The organism is Marinospirillum celere, from assembly GCF_900112235.1.
GTDB lineage: Bacteria > Pseudomonadota > Gammaproteobacteria > Pseudomonadales > Halomonadaceae > Marinospirillum > Marinospirillum celere.
In genome coordinates this window covers 139,418-158,436 of record NZ_FOLH01000001.1, presented here as the reverse complement: position 1 = coordinate 158,436, position 19,019 = coordinate 139,418, and the positions used below count along the sequence as shown (strand labels likewise).

Sequence of the window (19,019 nt, the reverse complement as noted above, 5' to 3'; positions counted from 1 at the left end):
GCCTTGTATGCTAACACCACCGACTCCAAAGAATGAGCACGAGCGCCAAAGAGCACTGAATGAGAGCTGCCTTCTTGATTCTGGAGCTGAACCGAGGTTTGATCGGATTACACGTCTTGCTCGCCAAGCCTTCTCCATACCTATAGTGCTCGTTTCTCTAATTGACCGAGATCGCCAGTGGTTCAAATCCCGTCAAGGTCTTGATGCCGAAGAAACATCACGAAATATTTCCTTTTGTGGCCACACGATTCTTACCAGGAAGCCTTTCATCGTCGAAAATGCTTTGGAAGATTCTCGTTTTGCTGACAACCCCCTGGTAACTGGCGCCCCTAACATTCGCTTTTATGCTGGCGCAGCTATCTACACCTCTAGTGGTTACCCTATTGGCACCCTCTGCTTAATAGACACCAAACCAAGAAGCTTTTCTGATGATCAAACCGCAATACTGCTCGATTATGCTGCCATGGTGGAAGAGCTCGTCCAAGCAGATGAGTTTCGCCGGAGAGCTGCATCAGGCCTGGAAGCAGAGTTATTGGCTAGTCAGGATGAAATGGCATCCCTAATCGAAAACTTGCCCGGAGTCACCTTTCGCTGCCTGGCAGATGAGCACTGGAGTATGTTGTACATTGGTGGAAAGGTGAGCGAGATAACCGGTTACACTCCCGAGGATTTGATCGATAACAAACATATTACTTATGCCAGCTTAATACACCCGGACGATACCTCACGAGTTTATGAAACAGTCACTCAAGCGATGACAGACAATTTTGAATGGCGCCTGGAGTACCGCATTCAGCATCGTGACGGAGTATGGCGGTGGGTTGAGGAACACGGAAAGTGTGTAAACAGTAACACCGGCCTGCCCCAAGTACTTGAGGGCTTTATTGTTGATATTACGCGCGAACACAATACAGCCAGCCAATTGAGCCAACACCAGGATGCTTTGGTCTTACTCAATGAAGTCGCTTTTACCAAGCAAGAATCCCTGGACACTAAAATCGACTATGCCCTGTCTGTAGCCAGAGAATACATGCAATCAGATATGGCTATTCTCAGCCAGATTGATGGTGAAGTCTATATAGCTCGCTGGGTCAATTCCAAAGCAGGCACGGTAGTAGAAGCAGGACAACGTTTCTCTCTAGATCAGACCTGGTGCCAATTACTGGTTTCAAAGGAAAGAATTAAAGATAAAGAGCTGTATATAGCCAACACTGAAGATCCTCTTCATAGCGAACTTTTTAGCCATCCCTGTTATCAAGCCAATCCTCTGGGTAGCTATGCAGGCATAGTTATTGAAGTTGAAGGAAAACCTTTCGGCACTCTGAACTTTTCTTCTAGTCAAGCCCGCGCAGAAGCTTTTACTGAAAGCGAGCAACTCTTTGTGCGCCTATTGGCACACTGGTTGGCTGATACCCTCACTCAAAGCCTAGTGAATGAGCGGCTAACTAAGCTAATGGCTCAACTCCCTGGAGTTACTTATCAGTTTCGCAGATATCTTAACGGCCATATGACCTTCCCGTTTAGTTCACCTCAAATTCAATCATTATATGGCTTAACTCCAAAGCAGGCTGCTGAGGATGCTAGTCCTGCGCTTCAATGCATACACCCTGATGACATGGGATTCGTTGCTGAATCCATAGAGCACTCAGCCAATACACTCGAATACTGGCAAGCAACTTACCGAGTAAGGCAGGCGAATAAAGGCTATCGCTGGATTATTGGTCAAGCCAAGCCTGAAAGACTAGCTGATGGCAGCACTCTTTGGCATGGATACCTTCAGGATATTCATCAACAAGAAGAGTCCAGGCTTGCACTGGAGCAAAATGAAGCACGTTTACGAGGCTTATTCGAATTCTCTCCTATCGGCATCGCACTCAATGACTTTGAAACTGGAAAGTTTATTGACTTAAATGATGCACTGCTTGCACCTACTGGCTACACCCGCGATGAGTTTACATCTCTGAGTTATTGGGATGTTACGCCAAAAGAATATGCTCCAGAAGAAGAAAAAGCTTTGGCTAGCATGATAGCTAGAGGGCGTTATGGCCCTTTTGAAAAAGAGTATATCCGTAAAGATGGCAGCCGCTATCCAGTACGCTTACAAGGCATGGTCAGCCAGGAGAAAGATGGACGCAAAGTGATCTGGTCGCTGATAGAAGATATTAGCGAACGGCGCAAACTGGAAAAAATGAAAGATCAGTTTATTGCTACCGTCAGTCATGAACTGCGCACCCCATTAACCTCGATTAGCGGCTCACTACTGTTATTGATTGGTGGGGCAGCAGGTTCACTTCCAGATAAAGCAAAAACACTGCTCAGCACCGCTGATCGTAATGCACAGCGTTTAACTGCGCTTATTAATGATCTGCTGGATATGGAAAAACTGGTCGCTGGTAAAATGCCCATGCACCTTACTAGTCAGCCACTTGCACCTTTGATTGGCGAAGCTGTGGACTCCATGAATAGCTATGCTTTACAGCACCAGGTTGGCGTTAGATACTCTAAACCCTTACCAACTTGTCAGGTCAATGTTGATGGCCAACGCTTGATACAGGCCCTCACGAACCTCCTCTCTAATGCGATTAAGTTTTCACCTAAAACCGAGTTTGTTGAATTAAAGGTTCAACTAAAAGAAGCCCAGGTTGAAATAGCTGTGCGAGATAAAGGCCCTGGTGTCGACCCTCTCTTTCGCCACCAGCTATTTAAGCGTTTTTCTCAAGCTGATAGTAGTGATACCCGTAAGCTCCCAGGTAGCGGCTTGGGCTTAGCTATTACTCGCGAAATCTGTCAGCAACTTGACGGCAAAGTGGGTTATCGTGATGCCAAAGACGGTGGTGGTGAGTTTTTCATCCTCTTACCAAGGGAAGCTTCCTGATGAACCTGTCACTGAGTTTGCGCATTATGCTTCTCGTTCTGGTGACTAGCTGCACTTTGGTTGCTGGTATGCTGCTAACCGTCTATCAACTGGAAGTAGCTAACTACGAGCTGGTAGTTACTGAACGTAATCTTGCAGAAATAAATAGGCTGTCCACTGAGCTTGAGCTAACACAACAACATCGGGTACTTGGCTTAGAAGCTTTCGCAGCGCGCTTGCTAAACGCGAATGGAGAGCTGTTGAGCAAAGAGGCAATGCAACATCTTTTGCGTCAACCCTCTGTTGCCAAAGACCTCTTTCCTGATGGCTTAATTGTATTTGATTCCAAAGCTACGGCCATTGCTGAAAGCCAATTTGCTGAAGGCCGCTTAGGTACTAACTATGCAGATCGCCCACATTTTCGCCGCGCTAAAGAAACTAAAGAGTCTGTAATCTCTGAGCCAATTCTTGGCCGTGTAACTGGCTTACCACTCCTCTCTTATTTACATCCAGTGCTATCTGTCGATGGCGATATTCTTGCCTATGCAGGAGGCATACTAGATCTTGCTAACACCCCGCTTCTAGAAGAGGCAAAGGGCGTCGAAACCAAAACTAGTGCTACCACTTTAATTATCGACCCAGAACACCGTTTATTTGTCTCCATGCGTGAACGGTTTAATAAACCTCAACCTCTTCCTGAAGAGGGGAAAGACCCGTTAGTTGATGCGGCCTTGTCGCTTACACCACCTGGCTCCTTAGTTAACTATCAAGAACAACAATACCTGGTTGCCAGCATGCAGTTAGCTTCTCCCAAATGGATTGTATTACGTGCTCTTCCTTACAGCGAAGTTGTAGCACCAGCTCGCAAAGCTTTTCTTCAGTTTTTATCTATCGCCCTAACCTTAACACTTTTGATCGCAACGCTGGGTATCTGGGTTGCTCGCAGTTTGACTCAGCCACTGGTAGAAATGACAAAACGCATTGACGAAATGGCTGATGCGGGACGTATTGAAAATGACTTCAAGGAAGTAGGAAATACTGAAGTCTTTGCTTTGGCCCGGGCTATGAATCGTCTAGCAAGTGAACAAAAAGCAGCCAATCTTGCAGTGCGTCAAGCAGAACGCTTTTTGGCTAATGTGCTGGACTCAGCATCTGAAATATCCATAATCGCAACTGATACAGAGGGTTTGATCACTGCCTTCAATAGGGGTGCTGAAAGGATGCTGGGTTACAAAGAAAGCGAAATGGTAGGGAAACAAACCCCTGCCGTAATGCATTTGGATGCCGAGATTGAGGAACGCGCTGAAAGACTAAGTCAGGAGCTAGGGCGCCCTATTGAAGGCTTTAGAGTATTTGTTGAAAAAGCTGACCAGTTTGGTTCAGAAAAGAGCGAATGGACGTATCTTCACAAAAGCGGTTATCCTATCTCCGTATCTTTGGTAGTAACCACCTTGCGAAATGATGCAGATGAGGTTACTGGCTACCTGAGTATTGCCGAAGATATTACTGAACAAAAACAAATAGACAAGCTAAAAAGTGAGTTTATCTCTACAGTTAGTCATGAATTGCGCACTCCTCTAACTTCCATCTCTGGTGCTTTGGGCTTAATTGTAGGTGGCACTTTTGGTGACTTGCCTGAGAAAGCTAAAAATTTAATAACAACAGCCTATCGTAATAGCCAACGATTATCCTACTTAATTAATGATTTGCTTGATATTGAAAAAATTGCTGCAGGAAAATTGCATTTTGATATGAAAGTTCAGTTTTTGATGCCCTTAATCGAGCAGGCCCTAGAATCACACCGAAACTATGGAAGCGACCGCGGAATAACGCTTAGAGTCGCTGGTAATACTCCAGAAACACTGGTTCGGGTAGATAGCCAACGTTTGATGCAGGTTCTCGCCAACCTTATTTCCAATGCAATTAAATTCTCACCTGATTTTGAGGAAGTAACACTAGACATCGAATCAGACAGTGACAAGGTTACAGTAAGCGTTATTGACAAAGGTCCCGGCATTGCAGATTCATTTCGGGACAAAATATTTCAGCGTTTTGCTCAAGCAGATGCTTCAGATACGCGAGCAAAAGAGGGAACCGGTTTAGGCCTCTCGATATCCCGCGAACTGATTGAAAAAATGGGAGGTCGTATTGATTTTGAATCGACGGAAGGCAAGGGCTCACGCTTCTTCTTTGAATTACCCTTGCACCAATCCACTACTAATCGCTCTCTTGTCACTACGCAAGCAACAGAGAATAAGAAACCTCGCTTACTGATAGTTGAGGATGATCCTGATGTTGCTAATCTATTAAGCATAATGCTCAACGAAGCAGGCTATGAAGTGGAGACTGCTTATACAGGTAAGGATGCCTTAAACAGTATAAAAACAGTGTCTTATGACCTCGTTACTCTGGATATTGCGTTACCAGATATCTGTGGGCTAGATATTATTCAACAGCTGCGAGGTGAACCAAAAACAGCACACTTACCTATTATTGTCATTTCAGCCAAAATCGAAGAGGGTAGGCTTGCAATCAATGGCGATCTACTCAACATTGACTGGCTAACCAAGCCAATTGACCAGGGCCGCCTGACGAATCTGGTACAAAAGAACCTATCCGAACATCAGCATCAAAACCTGCGCATATTACATGTCGAAGATGATATCGACCTGCATAACGTGATCTGCAGTATGGTAGGTGAACATGTTAATTTTAAAATGGCAGCTAGCCTTAAAGACGCAAGAAGAGCGCTAGCTACAGAAGATTTTGATTTTATACTCCTTGACCTAGGCATGCCGGACGGTTCTGGCTGGGATTTGTTACCGGAAATCCGACACAGCCACCCCAATGCAAAAGTGGTTATCCTGTCAGCTTCAGACTTGACTCAAGAAGAGTACAATACAGTTGAAGCCGCACTGCTAAAATCGCGCTTATCGCCAAAGCAGTTGATTGACGAAATAAGCACACGCACAGTCAAACCTCAATCAAAAGCAGAGGACTAGTGAATTAATATCCTCAATCTACTGCCTTGCCAAGTAGCCTGGCTTTGCATTGGGCCTAAAAGACCGTCTTTAAAAAAGTCCTGAAGGACACTTTTCAATAAACGATAGGTGTCAGGATCAAAAAACTCCGGCGTGGCTTCAGAATTTTTCCAGGCTTGAACTACTGTTGACGCACTGCCTAGGTACTGCCAAGAGTTAACTGAATGATACTCCTTGCCACCTGCACCTTTTTCCTCAATCAAGACCGCCCCTTTCCAAGGCCAGTGATGGAATTGCCAGTCTTTTAAGCAGGCTTCCAATCGTTTTTGATGTTCCTCTTGGGATTCCTTACCGCAACAAGCACCCTGACAGCGTCCCAATTGATAATTAAAACAAGCTTGGCCGTTTTGATGATCTTGCATACCAAGAAGAGATGGACAGAGCCGATTGACTTCTAACTCTTTTTCTAGTTTCTTTCTTGCCTGACGTGCCGTTGTAAAGATTCCCCAAGCTTGACCAGGCTTCGACCCTAGGCATAGGTTAAGAGGCTCCAGCTTTAACTGGGAGCCAGGCTTGTGTTGCCACCAGGTTAATAGCTTTTTTTGTCGTCTAAGCCGTCTATTGAGCAATGGTTGGAATTGCTTAATCAGCTGAGCTTCTTTCAACTGAGCGCCCAAATCACCGGCAGCAGTTACCCAGTCAAGCGCCTGAACCTTCTGAGCAATTCGTAAAGCTTTACTACTACGCTGGTCTGCACTGAAATGCGATTTAACCCTTGTTCGCAGGTGAATGCTTTTCCCAATATAAAGAGGCAGTGGCGGTTTGCCTAAAGAGTCAGACGCAGGATACATCAAGTAAACGCCTGGAGTATCCGGTAAACGATTTAGTTGCTCAGGCTTAAGGCGAACAGGAAGTAAGCGTTCCTGATATTGTTGCTTCAGCAAGTCAGGAAGCTGTTGGTTGATTTGTTTCTGCCAGCGGAGAAACAGCTGCCAGAGTATAAGCAGGCGATCAGGTGCACGCCAGGGACGGAGAACGACAAGCTTTAGGTAATCAGCCAATTCCAGAAGCCCAGCCTGCTTCTTTGAGCAGCTAGGTTCCAACTGGGTGACTGCTTTTTGCAGACAAAGCCTTCGACCTGTCTTCAGCTGAATACCCGCTGCTCTTAGAAAGGCTAACTGCTCACGAAGGCCGAAACCAACAACTAACTGGTCTTCACATACAGCATCTAATTTGCTTTGTAGCTGCTGAATGGAAATAGCTTGATCCAGATCTTTAGTAGTTATACCCAACTGAAAGATGCTACTGGACGACAAACTTTCCGGTTCGATAATTCTATACCAATGCTCTTGCATTTGACCTTTTTCAATGCTTGCCAAGCTTACCTCCAGAATTTGATCTTTCAAAAGCGTCGGGCCTGTTGTTGTCAAATACAGTAAAACCATTTTAGGAAGTGTTGAACAAGGTAAGGATTTAGAAGCAGACATAGCTAGTTGCTCATCGTTATGGTATAAGTATCGTATCGATACTGTAACAATAAAATAGAATGAGTCGCCATGCACAAAAAGCTTTTTTTACCTGAAAAAGTTTGTCCGATCTGTAAGCGACCTTTTGCATGGCGCAAGAAATGGCGCAACAACTGGGAAGCAGTCATCTACTGCAGCAAAGCCTGTCGTGGCAAAGCGCGTGCTTGCGACCAAGAGGCAGAAACTAATGGCTAAAAATCTTCGGTTGCTTTTAGGTGACCAGCTGAATTTGAACCATTCCTGGTTTCAACAACAAAACCAGGATGTCGTTTACCTGATTGCTGAGTTGCATCAGGAAGCGGGTTATGTTGTTCATCATATCCAAAAGCTGGTTGGTTTTTTTCTTGCGATGCAGGAATTTGTAAGGGAGTTGCAGGAAGCTGGGCATCAAGTCGATTACTTGACTCTGGATGCGACTCAAGCTTATCAGGACTTGCCTGCACTTATCCAGGCTAAAATGGCTGAGCACCAGGCCAGCGTGTTTGAGTATCAGCTGCCGGATGAGTACCGCCTCGATCAACAGCTGAAGCAACTGGCCCAGCAGCTTAATGCAGCGGTACAGGCTGTTGATAGTGAGCACTTTCTGACCAGCAGAAATGCCTGGCAGGAGTATCCCAACCATCGCATGGAATACTTTTACCGGCAGCTACGCAAAAAGTACCAGGTGTTAATGGATGCTGATCATCAGCCACTGGGCGGTCAGTGGAATTATGATCAGGACAACCGCCAAGCCTTACCCAAGGACTTACAGCCACCCGAACCCTTACTGTTTGCTCACAATGTCGAGCCCATTGTCGAGCGTATTCAGCGGCATGCCCTAAAAACACTGGGTAGCATTGATGCAGAAACCTTTATCTGGCCGGTGACACGCAGTGAGTCGCTAATACTTTTGGACGACTTCCTGCAACGCCTCCTGCCTAACTTTGGACGCTATCAGGATGCACTAACTGGCCGATGCTGGAGCCTTTATCACAGCCGCATCTCTTTTGCTTTAAACACTAAAATGCTGCATCCGCTGGAAGTGATTCGTTCAGCTGAAGAACACTGGCAAGCCAACTCGCAGCAGATTACTTTGGCGCAGGTTGAGGGCTTTATTCGTCAAATCCTCGGTTGGCGCGAATTTGTACGTGCGCTCTACTGGGAAAAAATGCCGGATTACGGTCAGCTGAACCATCTACAGGCAAACCGGGATTTACCGAGTTTTTTCTGGGACGGGCAAACGCAGATGGCTTGTATGCGCCAGGCAATCGATCAATCTTTGGAGTTTGCCTATGCCCATCACATTCAACGTCTAATGGTGACCGGTAACTTTGCATTATTGGCGGGGCTGGACCCAGAGCAGGTTGATGCCTGGTATCTGGGTATTTATATTGATGCCATTGAATGGGTGGAGCTGCCTAATACTCGGGGAATGAGTCAATATGCCGATGGCGGCTTGATGGCCAGTAAACCCTATGCTGCTTCTGGCAACTACATCAACAAAATGGGCGATCACTGCAAGGCCTGTCATTACAAGGTGAATGAAAAAACCGGCCCTAAGTCCTGTCCTTTTAATAGCCTCTACTGGCACTTTCTACAGCGTCATCAGGCTGAGTTGCAGACCAACCCACGCATGAAATTTCCCTATGCCAGCTGGCGAAAAATGTCTTCTGAACAACAAAGCCTGATTTTGGAAACCGCAGAGGCCTATTTGAGCAAGATTAATCAGCTGTAGATATCAATAGATAGCCCACTCACATTGAGTAAAAGAACCAACCACCCTTGCCAAGTATGGAGTTTAAAAATGACCAACCGCCCTATGAGTCGCCTAAACTCTGGCCGCTTAAGCCGCATGAGCCAACTTGGTCGCTTGGCTGGCGGCATGGCTGGGAGTATTGTCACCGAAGGGGTAAGACGTTGGCGAAGGGGTGAAAGCTGGGACTTACAGCAACAGGCATTGACACCTGCCAACCTGTCTCGGCTCAGTAACCGTTTGTCACAAATGCGCGGCGCTGCCATGAAGCTAGGTCAATTATTGTCTATGGATGCAGGGCATCTAATGCCGCCCGAACTGGCTCAGCTTCTAGCTCGACTGCGTAACGACGCTCATTCCATGCCTCTCTCACAACTTGAGCCCGTTCTTACCCAGGCTTGGGGCAAGAATTGGCATAGAGAATTTAAGCTCTTCAGTTATCAACCTCTTGCCTCTGCTTCCATTGGTCAAGTGCATAAAGCCGTAACCAAAAATGGGCAGTGCCTTGCAATCAAAGTGCAGTACCCAGGTGTCATCCAAAGCATTGAAAGTGATCTGGATAATGTGGCAGCTTTGTTGCGTTGGAGCCGTCTTTTACCCGAAAAGCTGGATATTGGTTCCCTGCTTAAGGAAGCCAAGGCTCAGTTAACGCTGGAAACTGACTACCAGCATGAAGCCGAACAATTGGAGACTTTTAAGCAGCTTCTGAGCGAAACAAATCATTTCATTCTACCTGAAGTAAACTATGAATTGAGCAAGAGCAACATTCTTGCTATGAGCTTTTTGCAGGGCAGCCCCATCGAGCAGCTTGAAAACAGTTATCCTGAAGAACGCCAGCGTTGGGTTCGGGCCCTCTTCGAGCTTTTTTTCCGCGAGCTCTTCGAATTTAAACATGTCCAAACTGACCCTAACTACGCCAACTTTCTTATTGATTCAGAAACACAGCGCCTGGGTCTGATCGACTTTGGAGCTGCGCACCGCTACCCTGAACCGATTACAATCGCATATCGCGACCTACTTAAAGCTGCCCTTAGTAAAGACGAGCCAGCCATCTGCCATGCAGCCCATCTCCTTGGCTACTTTGCTAGCGATACTACAGCTAACCAAAAGGCCTCGGTTATACAGCTATTTTATCTAGCTACGGAACCACTTACGCAGCCAGGACTTTATGACTTTGGAGCATCAAATCTTCCAGATCGGCTCAGAGAAGCCAGCCTAAAGCTTAGCTTCGAACAAAATTACTGGCACGCACCGCCCATCGAAGCTCTTCTTTTACACAGAAAGCTAGCTGGCCTTTTCTTACTCGCACAACGTCTAGGGGTTAAATTGGATATCACTGCAATTGCTGAGCCTTATCTTGAGTACTAGAGCTTTAGCCAACTTTCTAACATCAAGAGCACAGTATGTCTTTTAAAAAAGCCACCCTATCAGAAGCTGAACGTTCGCGAATTATTGAAATGGCCTGGGAAGATAGGACACCCTTTGAGGCTATAAAAGAGCAGTTCGGCTTGAACGAGAAAGAAGTTCGAGTCTTCATGCGCCAATCACTTAAACCTGGCAGTTTTAAGCTCTGGCGCAAGCGCGTTTCAGGCCGAGCCACTAAACACCTTCAACTTCGTAGTCCTGAAGTAAGTCGCGGCTACTGCCCTACCCAGTACAAACAGCGCTGACAAACTTACTTACAACTTAAATTGTGGCTCATGAGCTCGGTAAAGAGTCCCACCGCCGCAGGCATCTAAGCACACCAGGAAATCAGTGCAGGAGGGTTGACGACAGCGGCTGCTTTTTCATAATAAAAATTTCAAGAACCAGATTTTGAACTAGCAAACCCAACGAACGATTCGACTTTGCACACCCGGAGGAGCTCAGGCGCCATCGGGCAAGGCTGTTTCTTTACCCTTGCCTTCAAATTAGATACTCACTGCATGAACGCAGAATCCGAATCCGTTAACACTTTATTACATTCATATACATTGGTATTTCTTTAAGCTACTTAATGCCTTACTATGGTGCAAAAATAGCTGACCAAAAAGCTCCAGGTGTTCCGTAACTTTCCCCTTCGCTAGCGGCTAACGAATTAGCATTGTTCTCTGGCGAAGTGAGCCTAACCGCTTGAAAAGATAGTTCAGAAATTCAAGCTTTGATTAAAAACGCAAACAACATCAAAAGGATTAGTTTTCCATGTTCAACGCCCACTTAAAACAACAAGTGCGAGAGCTAAAGGCTCAGATGGATAGCCAGATCAAGGAATACCAAGCGCAATTAGCTGAAAAGGATCACCTCTTGCAAGCCAGAGATGCTGAGCTACAGACACTGAAAGCGGAATCTCAAAAGCACGGCCAAGCCCAAGGTATGGCAACTTCTTTAAGAGGCGGCGTGATGCTGCAAACAATTCGCGAGGGCATGGCGGCCAGCTCGGCAGCTCTAGTTGAAGAGCGAAAAGCACTAAAATTGTTGGACGATGTTTTTTCTCAGACACGTGCTGCAGTTAGTAAACTTGAAACCCGTTCGGAAAGCATCAAACAGCAAGCAAGCAGCAGTTCACATGAAGCAGAAAAGCTTGAAGCTACCGCTCAGAGCATCGGGCAGTTAATTTCTAGTATTCAGGAAATTTCTGACCAGACCAACCTCTTATCACTCAATGCAGCTATTGAAGCAGCTCGAGCAGGCGAACATGGCCGCGGCTTTGCAGTTGTTGCCGACGAGGTTCGTCAACTGGCTAACAAGGCAAAAGAAGCCAGTGAACAAATTGACCATTTGGTTTCAGACATTGTTTCTCAGGCCACTCATATAAAAAAGAGCGTCGATGGTAACCTGCTCGGCGCAGAAGAAGTTTCATCTTCATCCAATCAAATTGATGCCATGGTTGGAGAAGTCATTCGTCGCTCTGAACACATGCAAAGAGTGATCTATGAGACCACAACCATTTCTTTTTTAAATACTGTAAAGCTGGATCATGCCGTTTGGAAAAATGAGGTTTACCAACGCATTTATCAACAACGCTTTAGTGAACTGATGGTTGATCACTGCAACTGTCGCTTGGGCAAATGGTATTTTGAAGGCTATGGATCGCGTAAATATCAACACCTGCAAAGCTTCCAGGATATGGATGTGCCTCACAAGGCCGTCCATACCTATGGCAACCAAGCTTTGGAAGCCGGTGGTTACGGTGACTTTGAAGCCATGGCAGCCGCTTTAGAAGCTATGGAGGATGCCAGTCAGCAAGTTGTTCAGTGCCTTGATCAGCTCGAACAGGATATTGTTCAGGGATAGAGCCATCATTAGAAGAGAAACAAATGCATACAAACCCAGATCAGAAAAATGAACACCTCTGGCATGCTGTATTGGAAGGCACGCAAACCGGGGTCTGGGACTGGAATGCCGAAACCAACAAGGTTTACTTCTCGCCAACCTGGAAGTCCATGCTGGGGTATGCTGAAGATGAGGTGGGTGATTCGCTGGATGAGTGGGACTCGCGCATTCACCCGGAAGACAAGGACGCTGCCTATGCTAATCTTGAACGGCATTTTTCTGGGCAAACACCGCTTTATGAGAACACCCACCGGGTTCGCTGTAAGGACGGTAGTTACAAGTGGATTTTAGATCGTGGCAAGGTCTTTTCCTGGAATCAAGACGGTCGCCCGTTGCGTGTGGTCGGCACCCATACCGATGTTACCGAAGACTATGAACTGAAAACCAATATTAACCGCCTGGCTGCCAACGTGCCAGGAGTACTCTATCAATACCGTCTTTACCCTGATGGTAGCAGCAACTTTCCTTTTGCCACCCCTTCTTTAGAAAAAGTGTATGGCGTTAAGCCTTCTGATGTGAGTGAGGATGCTACTCCGGTTTTTAGTGTTGTACACCCGGACGATCTGCCGAAAATTGCTGCCAGCATTGAAGAGTCTGCTCAAGAACTCTCCACCTGGAGTGCCGAGTACAGGGTGTTTTTACCGGGCAAGGGAGAGCGCTGGTTGCAGGGCCAAGCACAGCCGGAACGCCTGAGTGATGGCTCCACCCTCTGGCATGGCTATATTACCGATTTTACCGATGCCAAAACCCAGCAGCTTCGCCTGGAGGAAACCGAAGCTCGTTTCCGACTGACCATGGAAGCTACCGATACTGGGCTCTGGAGTTGGGATCTGCTCACCAACGAAATGAACTGGTCTGATGAGGCCTTCATCCAGCTAGGTTATCAGCCGCATGAATTCCCCATGAGCCTGGAGGCGTTTCAAGAGCTGATACACAAAGATGATCGTGAACAAACTTTCGCAGTTATTGAGCAGCAGATGGCTCAGCAGCAAAGTTTTGAAGCGCAATTTCGGCTTAAGAACAAACAGGGTGACTGGACCTGGATACAAGGCCGAGGCAAGGTGACCAATTACACGGAATCGGGCCAGCCCAAATTCATGATGGGCACTCACTTCAACATCACTCGCATTAAAGAAACTGAGGCGGCACTTGAAAAGGCCAGGCGTGAAGCCGATTTAGCCAGCCAGACTAAATCGGATTTTCTGGCCAACATGAGCCATGAAATCCGCACCCCCATGAATGGCATTATCGGCCTCAGTGAACTGGGTGCCCGCGAAAAAGATCCTACTCGCCTGCGCGATCAACTACGCAAGATCAATCAGTCCGGGCGCTTATTGTTGGGCATCCTTAACGATATTCTGGATTTCTCCAAGATCGAAGCGGGCAAGCTACTCATTGACCCCCAGCCTTTCTTTCTGCCCCAGTTACTGGATGAACTGCATAGTCTCTTTGCCCAGCCAGCTTCCGACAAGGGTTTACGCCTGTACCTAGAGGTTACTGACGAAGTAGCCCAGGCCTATCATGGTGACGCCTTGCGAATCCGGCAGATTCTTACCAATCTTTTGGGTAATGCCATCAAGTTCACTGCGCAGGGTGAGGTACGCGTTACACTGGGTTTAAAACAAAGCGATCCAAATCAAACGCACTGGGTCACTTTTGTTGTTGAAGATACCGGCATGGGTATCAGCCAGGAACAGCAGAAAAAACTGTTTCAGGCTTTTTCCCAGGCTGACAGTTCTATCGCTCGTCAACATGGCGGCACAGGGTTAGGCTTAATCATCAGTCAACGGCTAGTAGAAGCCCTGGGTGGACAGGGTATTTATTTGCAAAGCCAACTTAATCAAGGCTCCTGCTTTAACTTTGAGTTACCCCTGGTGCCCTGCACCCTTGCTGAGCAAGCCACGCTCAGTGAAAGCCTCTCCTTCACTGCAGAAAAATTGGCTTCCATCCATGGTCGTGTTCTCCTGGCTGAAGACAATGCAATCAACCAGGAAGTTGCCCAGGCCCAGTTGCAAGGCATGGGACTGGAGGTCACTCTGGTCGAAAATGGTGAAGAAGCAGTTGCAGCAGCTTCTGCTCAGAGCTTCGACTTGATTCTGATGGATATTCAAATGCCCGTCATGGATGGTTATGCAGCCACCCGGGCGCTGCGTACTCGCAACAACATCACGCCCATCATCGCTTTAACCGCTGCAGCCCTAGCCGAAGACAAGCAAAAAGCTCTGGATGCAGGCATGAATGGCCACCTGGCCAAGCCAATCGAAACACCGGCCTTGTACCAGGTGGTTAAGCAATATATGCAGCTGGATGCACCCATGAAGCCAACTACAGATAAATCCCAATGGCCTTCTCATTGGCAAAATATTGACCCTGGCGCAGGCCTGGCCTTATTGGGTGGTAATCAGGCGCTCTACTCACGCCTGCTCAGCCAGTTTGCCGAGCAACTGGAAAAAGACTACCGGCCTTTGGTCGATCAGCTTCAAGACTTGAATGACCAGAGTTCACCCGAAGACTTTTTAACGGCCCAGAAACTGGCCCACAGTTTAAAAGGCGTGGCTGGCAACCTCAGCCTGCCACCCCTGGCCGAGCAGGCTACTCATCTGGATGCCTTGCTGAAGAAACAGCAGGCACCCAGTCACCAGGCTATCCAAACTTTCCAGCAGGCGCTGGATCAACTTCAGGTTGAGCTCGCTGCTTACCTGGAAGAAAGTCAGCAACCGTCGCAGAACAGCTGTTCAGTTCAGTTCGGTCCTCAAAAGTCCAGCACGGATTTGTTTCAACAGCTCGAGCACTTGCGCGAAGCCCTACGGCAAAGTGAGTTTATTGATGAGGCCTGGCTGCAGGAGATGGATCAGGCTTTTCAAGGCAGCCTATACCAGGCAACCTGGCTGGAATTGGTCAGTGCGCTGGATAACTTCGACTATGATCAAGCGCTGCATTTGTGCCAGCGTTTAATAACCGACTTATAAACGACCCGGAACCCTGCATGCGCCAACCCTACCGTAGTGCCCTCAGCAAACGCCTGCTATGGATCAATATCGCCTCCATTCTGGTTGTCGCCGTCACCCTGGCCTTACTGGTTGATTTTCTGATTTATGATGCCAGCCAGGAGCGCGCCATTAGCCATCAGCAAAGCTTTACCGAGCTGGTTGCCAAGCGTATGGATAGTGATCTTAAAGAGCGCAAGGAAACCCTGGAGCGCTTGGTCAACCAGTTGCATGATGGTCACACTCTGCATGGTCTTGAGCAAATTCAGCAGGTGCTGGACTCGCGCATTATGTTGCATGAGTTTTACAACAACGGCCTGATGGTCGTTGATGAAGAAGGGATAGTTATAGCTGATTCTCCCGCCGGCGAAGGCCGTGTTGGATTGAATATGCATGTCAGAGATCATTATATGAAGGTGCGTGAAGGTAAAACGGTTATCTCCCCTCCTTTTATCGGTCGCAGTAGTAATGAAGCAATGTTTTTGATTCATACACCTATCCTGAATGATCAAGGCGCTTTTGTAGGAAGTGTATTTGGGTCAATCCTGTTGGCACAAGATAATCTAATGCTAGAGGTTGCCCGAGAAACGCTTGGTGGACATGGGCACCTGTATGTTTTGGATCGCTCACTTGACCTAGTAATAACATCAAGCGCAGTTGATCATGTGATGCAGCCTTTAAACGACCTGGGACAAACGCAGCTGCTGGAAGCTCTGGCGACAGGTCAGCATCAAGGGCTGATTCAGGCTAGTGATGGCGAACAGAAGGTGTTTACTTCCACTCGCCTGGAAAATATGGATTGGCAGGTCGTCCACTCCTTGCCTGCCCAGGGTTTGCTGACGGCAACCCAGCAGCTGATCTGGGTGATCAGCCTGGCCACCCTGGCTTTATTAATCCTCGGCAGCCTGGTTTCCAGCTATTTTATTCGCCGCCACCTTAAGCCGCTGGAGTCAGCAGCCAGAGCCCTGGCCGAGCGTCCGGTAACGAGTGACGACTTTCAACCACTAGCCATCGAGCGGGATGATGAAGTGGGCTTTCTGGTGCGCACCTTCAATATCCTGTTTGAGAAACAACTACAACAAAGCCAGGAGCTCCGTGCTTCCAAAGAGCAGGCAGAAGCGGCCAACAAGGCTAAATCCCAGTTTTTGGCCAATATGAGCCATGAAATCCGCACGCCCTTGAATGCCATCCTGGGTCTGACCGAGTTGCAGCTTGAAGAAAAAATGAACCGCCAGTCCAGCCAGCGCCTGGAACAAGTTTATCGTTCCGGCAGGCTCTTGCTCGGAATTGTTAATGATCTGCTGGACTTTTCCAAAATTGAAGCCGGTAAGCTCACCACGGAGCAGGTGCCTTTTGAGCTGGATGCCGTTGGGCAACACCTGGTCACTCTGTTTGACCTGCCAGCCAGCCGCAAGGGCCTGGAATTGATTGTTAACCTGCAGCCCGATCTTCCGCGTTACCTCAAGGGGGACTCGTTACGCCTGGGACAGGTGCTCACAAACCTAACCGCCAATGCCATTAAGTTTACCGAGCAGGGTTTTGTGGAAGTTGCCATCAGCCAGCAGGCACAAGATGAACAGAGCCTGACCCTGAAATTCAGTGTGCGTGACTCGGGCGTGGGAATCAGTAACGAGCAGCAGCAACACCTCTTCCAGGCCTTCCAGCAAGCCGATGATTCCATTACCCGCAAATTTGGTGGCACTGGGTTGGGCCTGGTCATCAGCCAGCGCCTGGTGCAGTTGATGGGCGGCTCGGGTATTCAGCTGCAAAGCCAGTTGGGCGAAGGCAGCTGCTTTTCTTTTGAGTTGGCTTTACCCATCGTTGAAACCTCATCCAGCTTTGAAGCTGTTCCTAGCTGTAGCACTCCGGTATGTCGTGCACTGGTGGTTGATGACCAGCCCATTGCTCGGGCCGTACTACGCGAAATTCTGCAAACCTGGGGTTATGAGGTTCTGGAAGCCGAAGACGGTTACCAGGCCCTGGATATTGTTGAGCAAGACCTTCAGCAAGGACGTGTACTTTCCATGATCCTGATGGACTGGGAAATGCCGCGCATGAATGGTCTAAGTGCCTTGCATAAAATTCAAGCCTTGTTCGAAACCCAGCCAGAAAACGTCCAGACACCGGCCTTGCTAATGGTATCCGCACATGACCGTGCGGAAATCATGGAAGAGGATGACAGCATCCCCTATCTGGCCAAACCGATTCAGCGCTCCAACCTTTATAACGCCTTGAATCATCTGCAAAAACCAGTGCATAGAACAGGAGCTGGGGATATCTTCTTAGGCCAGCGGGTGCTGGTGGTCGAAGATAACCGCATCAACCAACAGGTCGTGCAGGAACAGTTGGAACAAATGGGCTTGCAGGTTCAGATTGCCGAAGATGGCCAACAGGGAGTTGAGGCCGTGCAGGCCGGTGGCATCGATCTGGTGCTGATGGACATTCAAATGCCGGTCATGGATGGCTATGAGGCGACCCGCCAGATCCGTCAGGAATTTCCTGACCTGCCAATTATTGCCCTGACAGCCGCAGCGCTATTTGAAGACCGCCAGAAGGCGCTCAAAGCTGGCATGAATGACCATCTTGGCAAACCTTTCACGGGTGAGCAGTTGTTTGCAGCCCTGAAGCCCTGGCTGGAAACACGCCCCCAAACAACGCTGGCAGCTACAGCGCCCCAGCAGCAAGCCAATCCCACAACAGCCAGGGAGCAGCGCCCGCTAGAGAAAAAGCAGCCCAGCATTTTGATCGTGGATGATCAGCCAGCCAACATCAAGGTATTAGCCAGCCAGTTAAAAGATGATTATCGCATTCAGGTCGCCAACTCTGGCCATCGTGCCCTAAAAATAGCCCGCAGCAAAGCGCCACCCGACCTGGTTCTGCTGGATATCATGATGCCGGAAATGGATGGCTATGAAGTCTGCCGTGAGCTGAAGCATGACCCCCAAACCAGCAATCTGCCCATAATTTTCCTCAGTGCACTGAGTGAAGCAGAGGATGAAGAAAAGGGCCTGAACCTGGGGGCCGTGGATTACATTGCCAAGCCTTTTCACCCAGCCATCGTCAAGGCGCGTATCCGCAACCATATGAACCTGAAAATGAAGACGGACTTGTTGGAAGACATGTCACATCTTGATGGTTTGACACAAATTGCCAACCGCCGTTTTTTTGATAGCACCCTCAAGCGCGAAGCAAGTCGTCTGGCCAGAAGTGGTAAGCCGCTGGGCCTGATCATGATGGATATTGACTTCTTCAAACCCTTTAATGACCACTATGGCCACGGCAAGGGCGATGAGTGTTTAATCAAGGTGGCGGCTGCCCTGCAAGCGGTGATCAAGCGCCCCGGCGACCTCCTGGCTCGTTATGGCGGTGAAGAATTTATTGCTCTGCTGCCAGAAACGGATCTTGAGGGTGTTAAGCAGGTCGCCGAAGACCTTCGCCTGGCCGTCGAACAGCTTGATTACCCCCATGAGTATTCCCAGGTTGCCCCACGGGTCACCTTGAGTGTTGGCGGGGTATCGGCTTTAGCCAGTGAGCTTTCTGAAGCAGAGCTCCTTAAACAGGCGGATGAGGCCCTTTATGAGGCCAAGAAAGCGGGTCGCAATCAAGTTTGTGTGCGCTAAACTGATA

Annotated in this window: 10 protein-coding genes and 1 pseudogene; 10 read left to right on the top strand and 1 reads right to left on the bottom strand. The window is 48.2% G+C overall.

Annotated features, from left to right (window positions below; genetic code table 11):
- The first annotated feature begins 7 nt into the window (after nt 1-7).
- Nucleotides 8-2,875, top strand: a complete 2,868-nt coding sequence (locus BM185_RS00690; RefSeq protein WP_091957797.1) for a PAS domain-containing protein — start codon at nt 8-10, stop codon at nt 2,873-2,875.
- Nucleotides 2,875-5,856 carry a response regulator gene (locus BM185_RS00685; protein ID WP_245751642.1) on the top strand — a complete coding sequence of 994 codons (2,982 nt, stop codon included), beginning with the start codon at nt 2,875-2,877 and terminating at the stop codon, nt 5,854-5,856. The genes BM185_RS00690 and BM185_RS00685 overlap by 1 nt, the downstream gene beginning before the upstream one ends.
- Here the strand turns inward: BM185_RS00685 and BM185_RS00680 are convergent.
- Nucleotides 5,853-7,397, bottom strand: a complete 1,545-nt coding sequence (locus tag BM185_RS00680; protein WP_143089455.1) for a 3'-5' exonuclease family protein — start codon at nt 7,395-7,397, stop codon at nt 5,853-5,855. The two genes, BM185_RS00685 and BM185_RS00680, sit on opposite strands and share 4 nt — an antisense overlap.
- Between BM185_RS00680 and BM185_RS14905 the strand changes: the two genes are divergently transcribed.
- From BM185_RS14905 to BM185_RS00645, 8 genes and pseudogenes are all read left to right on the top strand, one after another.
- Nucleotides 7,392-7,556 (top strand): DUF2256 domain-containing protein, encoded by a 165-nt coding sequence (locus tag BM185_RS14905; RefSeq protein ID WP_091957788.1) that lies wholly within the window; start codon nt 7,392-7,394, stop codon nt 7,554-7,556. The genes BM185_RS00680 and BM185_RS14905 overlap by 6 nt on opposite strands.
- Entirely contained in the window at nt 7,549-9,075 is a 1,527-nt protein-coding gene (locus tag BM185_RS00670; RefSeq protein WP_091957785.1) for a cryptochrome/photolyase family protein, read from the top strand. Before BM185_RS14905 ends, BM185_RS00670 begins: the two co-directional genes overlap by 8 nt.
- Nucleotides 9,076-9,144: 69 nt before the next feature.
- Nucleotides 9,145-10,461 (top strand): ABC1 kinase family protein, encoded by a 1,317-nt coding sequence (locus BM185_RS00665; RefSeq protein ID WP_091957782.1) that lies wholly within the window; start codon nt 9,145-9,147, stop codon nt 10,459-10,461.
- Between the two features lie 35 nt (nt 10,462-10,496).
- A complete protein-coding gene (locus tag BM185_RS00660; protein WP_091957780.1) occupies nt 10,497-10,763 on the top strand; it encodes a TIGR03643 family protein in 267 nt (88 codons plus the stop codon).
- A 511-nt stretch (nt 10,764-11,274) separates the two neighbouring features.
- A pseudogene (locus BM185_RS15000) lies at nt 11,275-11,940 on the top strand (methyl-accepting chemotaxis protein); the annotation flags it as partial.
- Between the two features lie 15 nt (nt 11,941-11,955).
- Nucleotides 11,956-12,366 (top strand): CZB domain-containing protein, encoded by a 411-nt coding sequence (locus BM185_RS14995; protein ID WP_425434190.1) that lies wholly within the window; start codon nt 11,956-11,958, stop codon nt 12,364-12,366.
- Between the two features lie 23 nt (nt 12,367-12,389).
- A complete protein-coding gene (locus BM185_RS00650; RefSeq protein ID WP_091957773.1) occupies nt 12,390-15,374 on the top strand; it encodes a PAS domain-containing protein in 2,985 nt (994 codons plus the stop codon).
- A gap of 17 nt (nt 15,375-15,391) precedes the next feature.
- Complete coding sequence (locus BM185_RS00645; RefSeq protein WP_091957770.1) at nt 15,392-19,012, top strand: response regulator; 3,621 nt, start codon at nt 15,392-15,394, stop codon at nt 19,010-19,012.
- Nucleotides 19,013-19,019 lie beyond the last annotated feature (7 nt).

Bases quoted from the DNA above. Each gene is read 5' to 3' on its own strand.
- BM185_RS14905 (WP_091957788.1), top strand. From the start codon at position 7,392: ATGCACAAAAAGCTTTTTTTACCTGAAAAAGTTTGTCCGATCTGTAAG.
- BM185_RS00665 (WP_091957782.1), top strand. From the start codon at position 9,145: ATGACCAACCGCCCTATGAGTCGCCTAAACTCTGGCCGCTTAAGCCGC.
- BM185_RS00685 (WP_245751642.1), top strand. From the start codon at position 2,875: ATGAACCTGTCACTGAGTTTGCGCATTATGCTTCTCGTTCTGGTGACT.
- BM185_RS00650 (WP_091957773.1), top strand. From the start codon at position 12,390: ATGCATACAAACCCAGATCAGAAAAATGAACACCTCTGGCATGCTGTA.
- BM185_RS00645 (WP_091957770.1), top strand. From the start codon at position 15,392: ATGCGCCAACCCTACCGTAGTGCCCTCAGCAAACGCCTGCTATGGATC.
- BM185_RS00690 (WP_091957797.1), top strand. From the start codon at position 8: ATGCTAACACCACCGACTCCAAAGAATGAGCACGAGCGCCAAAGAGCA.
- BM185_RS00660 (WP_091957780.1), top strand. From the start codon at position 10,497: ATGTCTTTTAAAAAAGCCACCCTATCAGAAGCTGAACGTTCGCGAATT.
- BM185_RS14995 (WP_425434190.1), top strand. From the start codon at position 11,956: ATGGTTGGAGAAGTCATTCGTCGCTCTGAACACATGCAAAGAGTGATC.
- BM185_RS00670 (WP_091957785.1), top strand. From the start codon at position 7,549: ATGGCTAAAAATCTTCGGTTGCTTTTAGGTGACCAGCTGAATTTGAAC.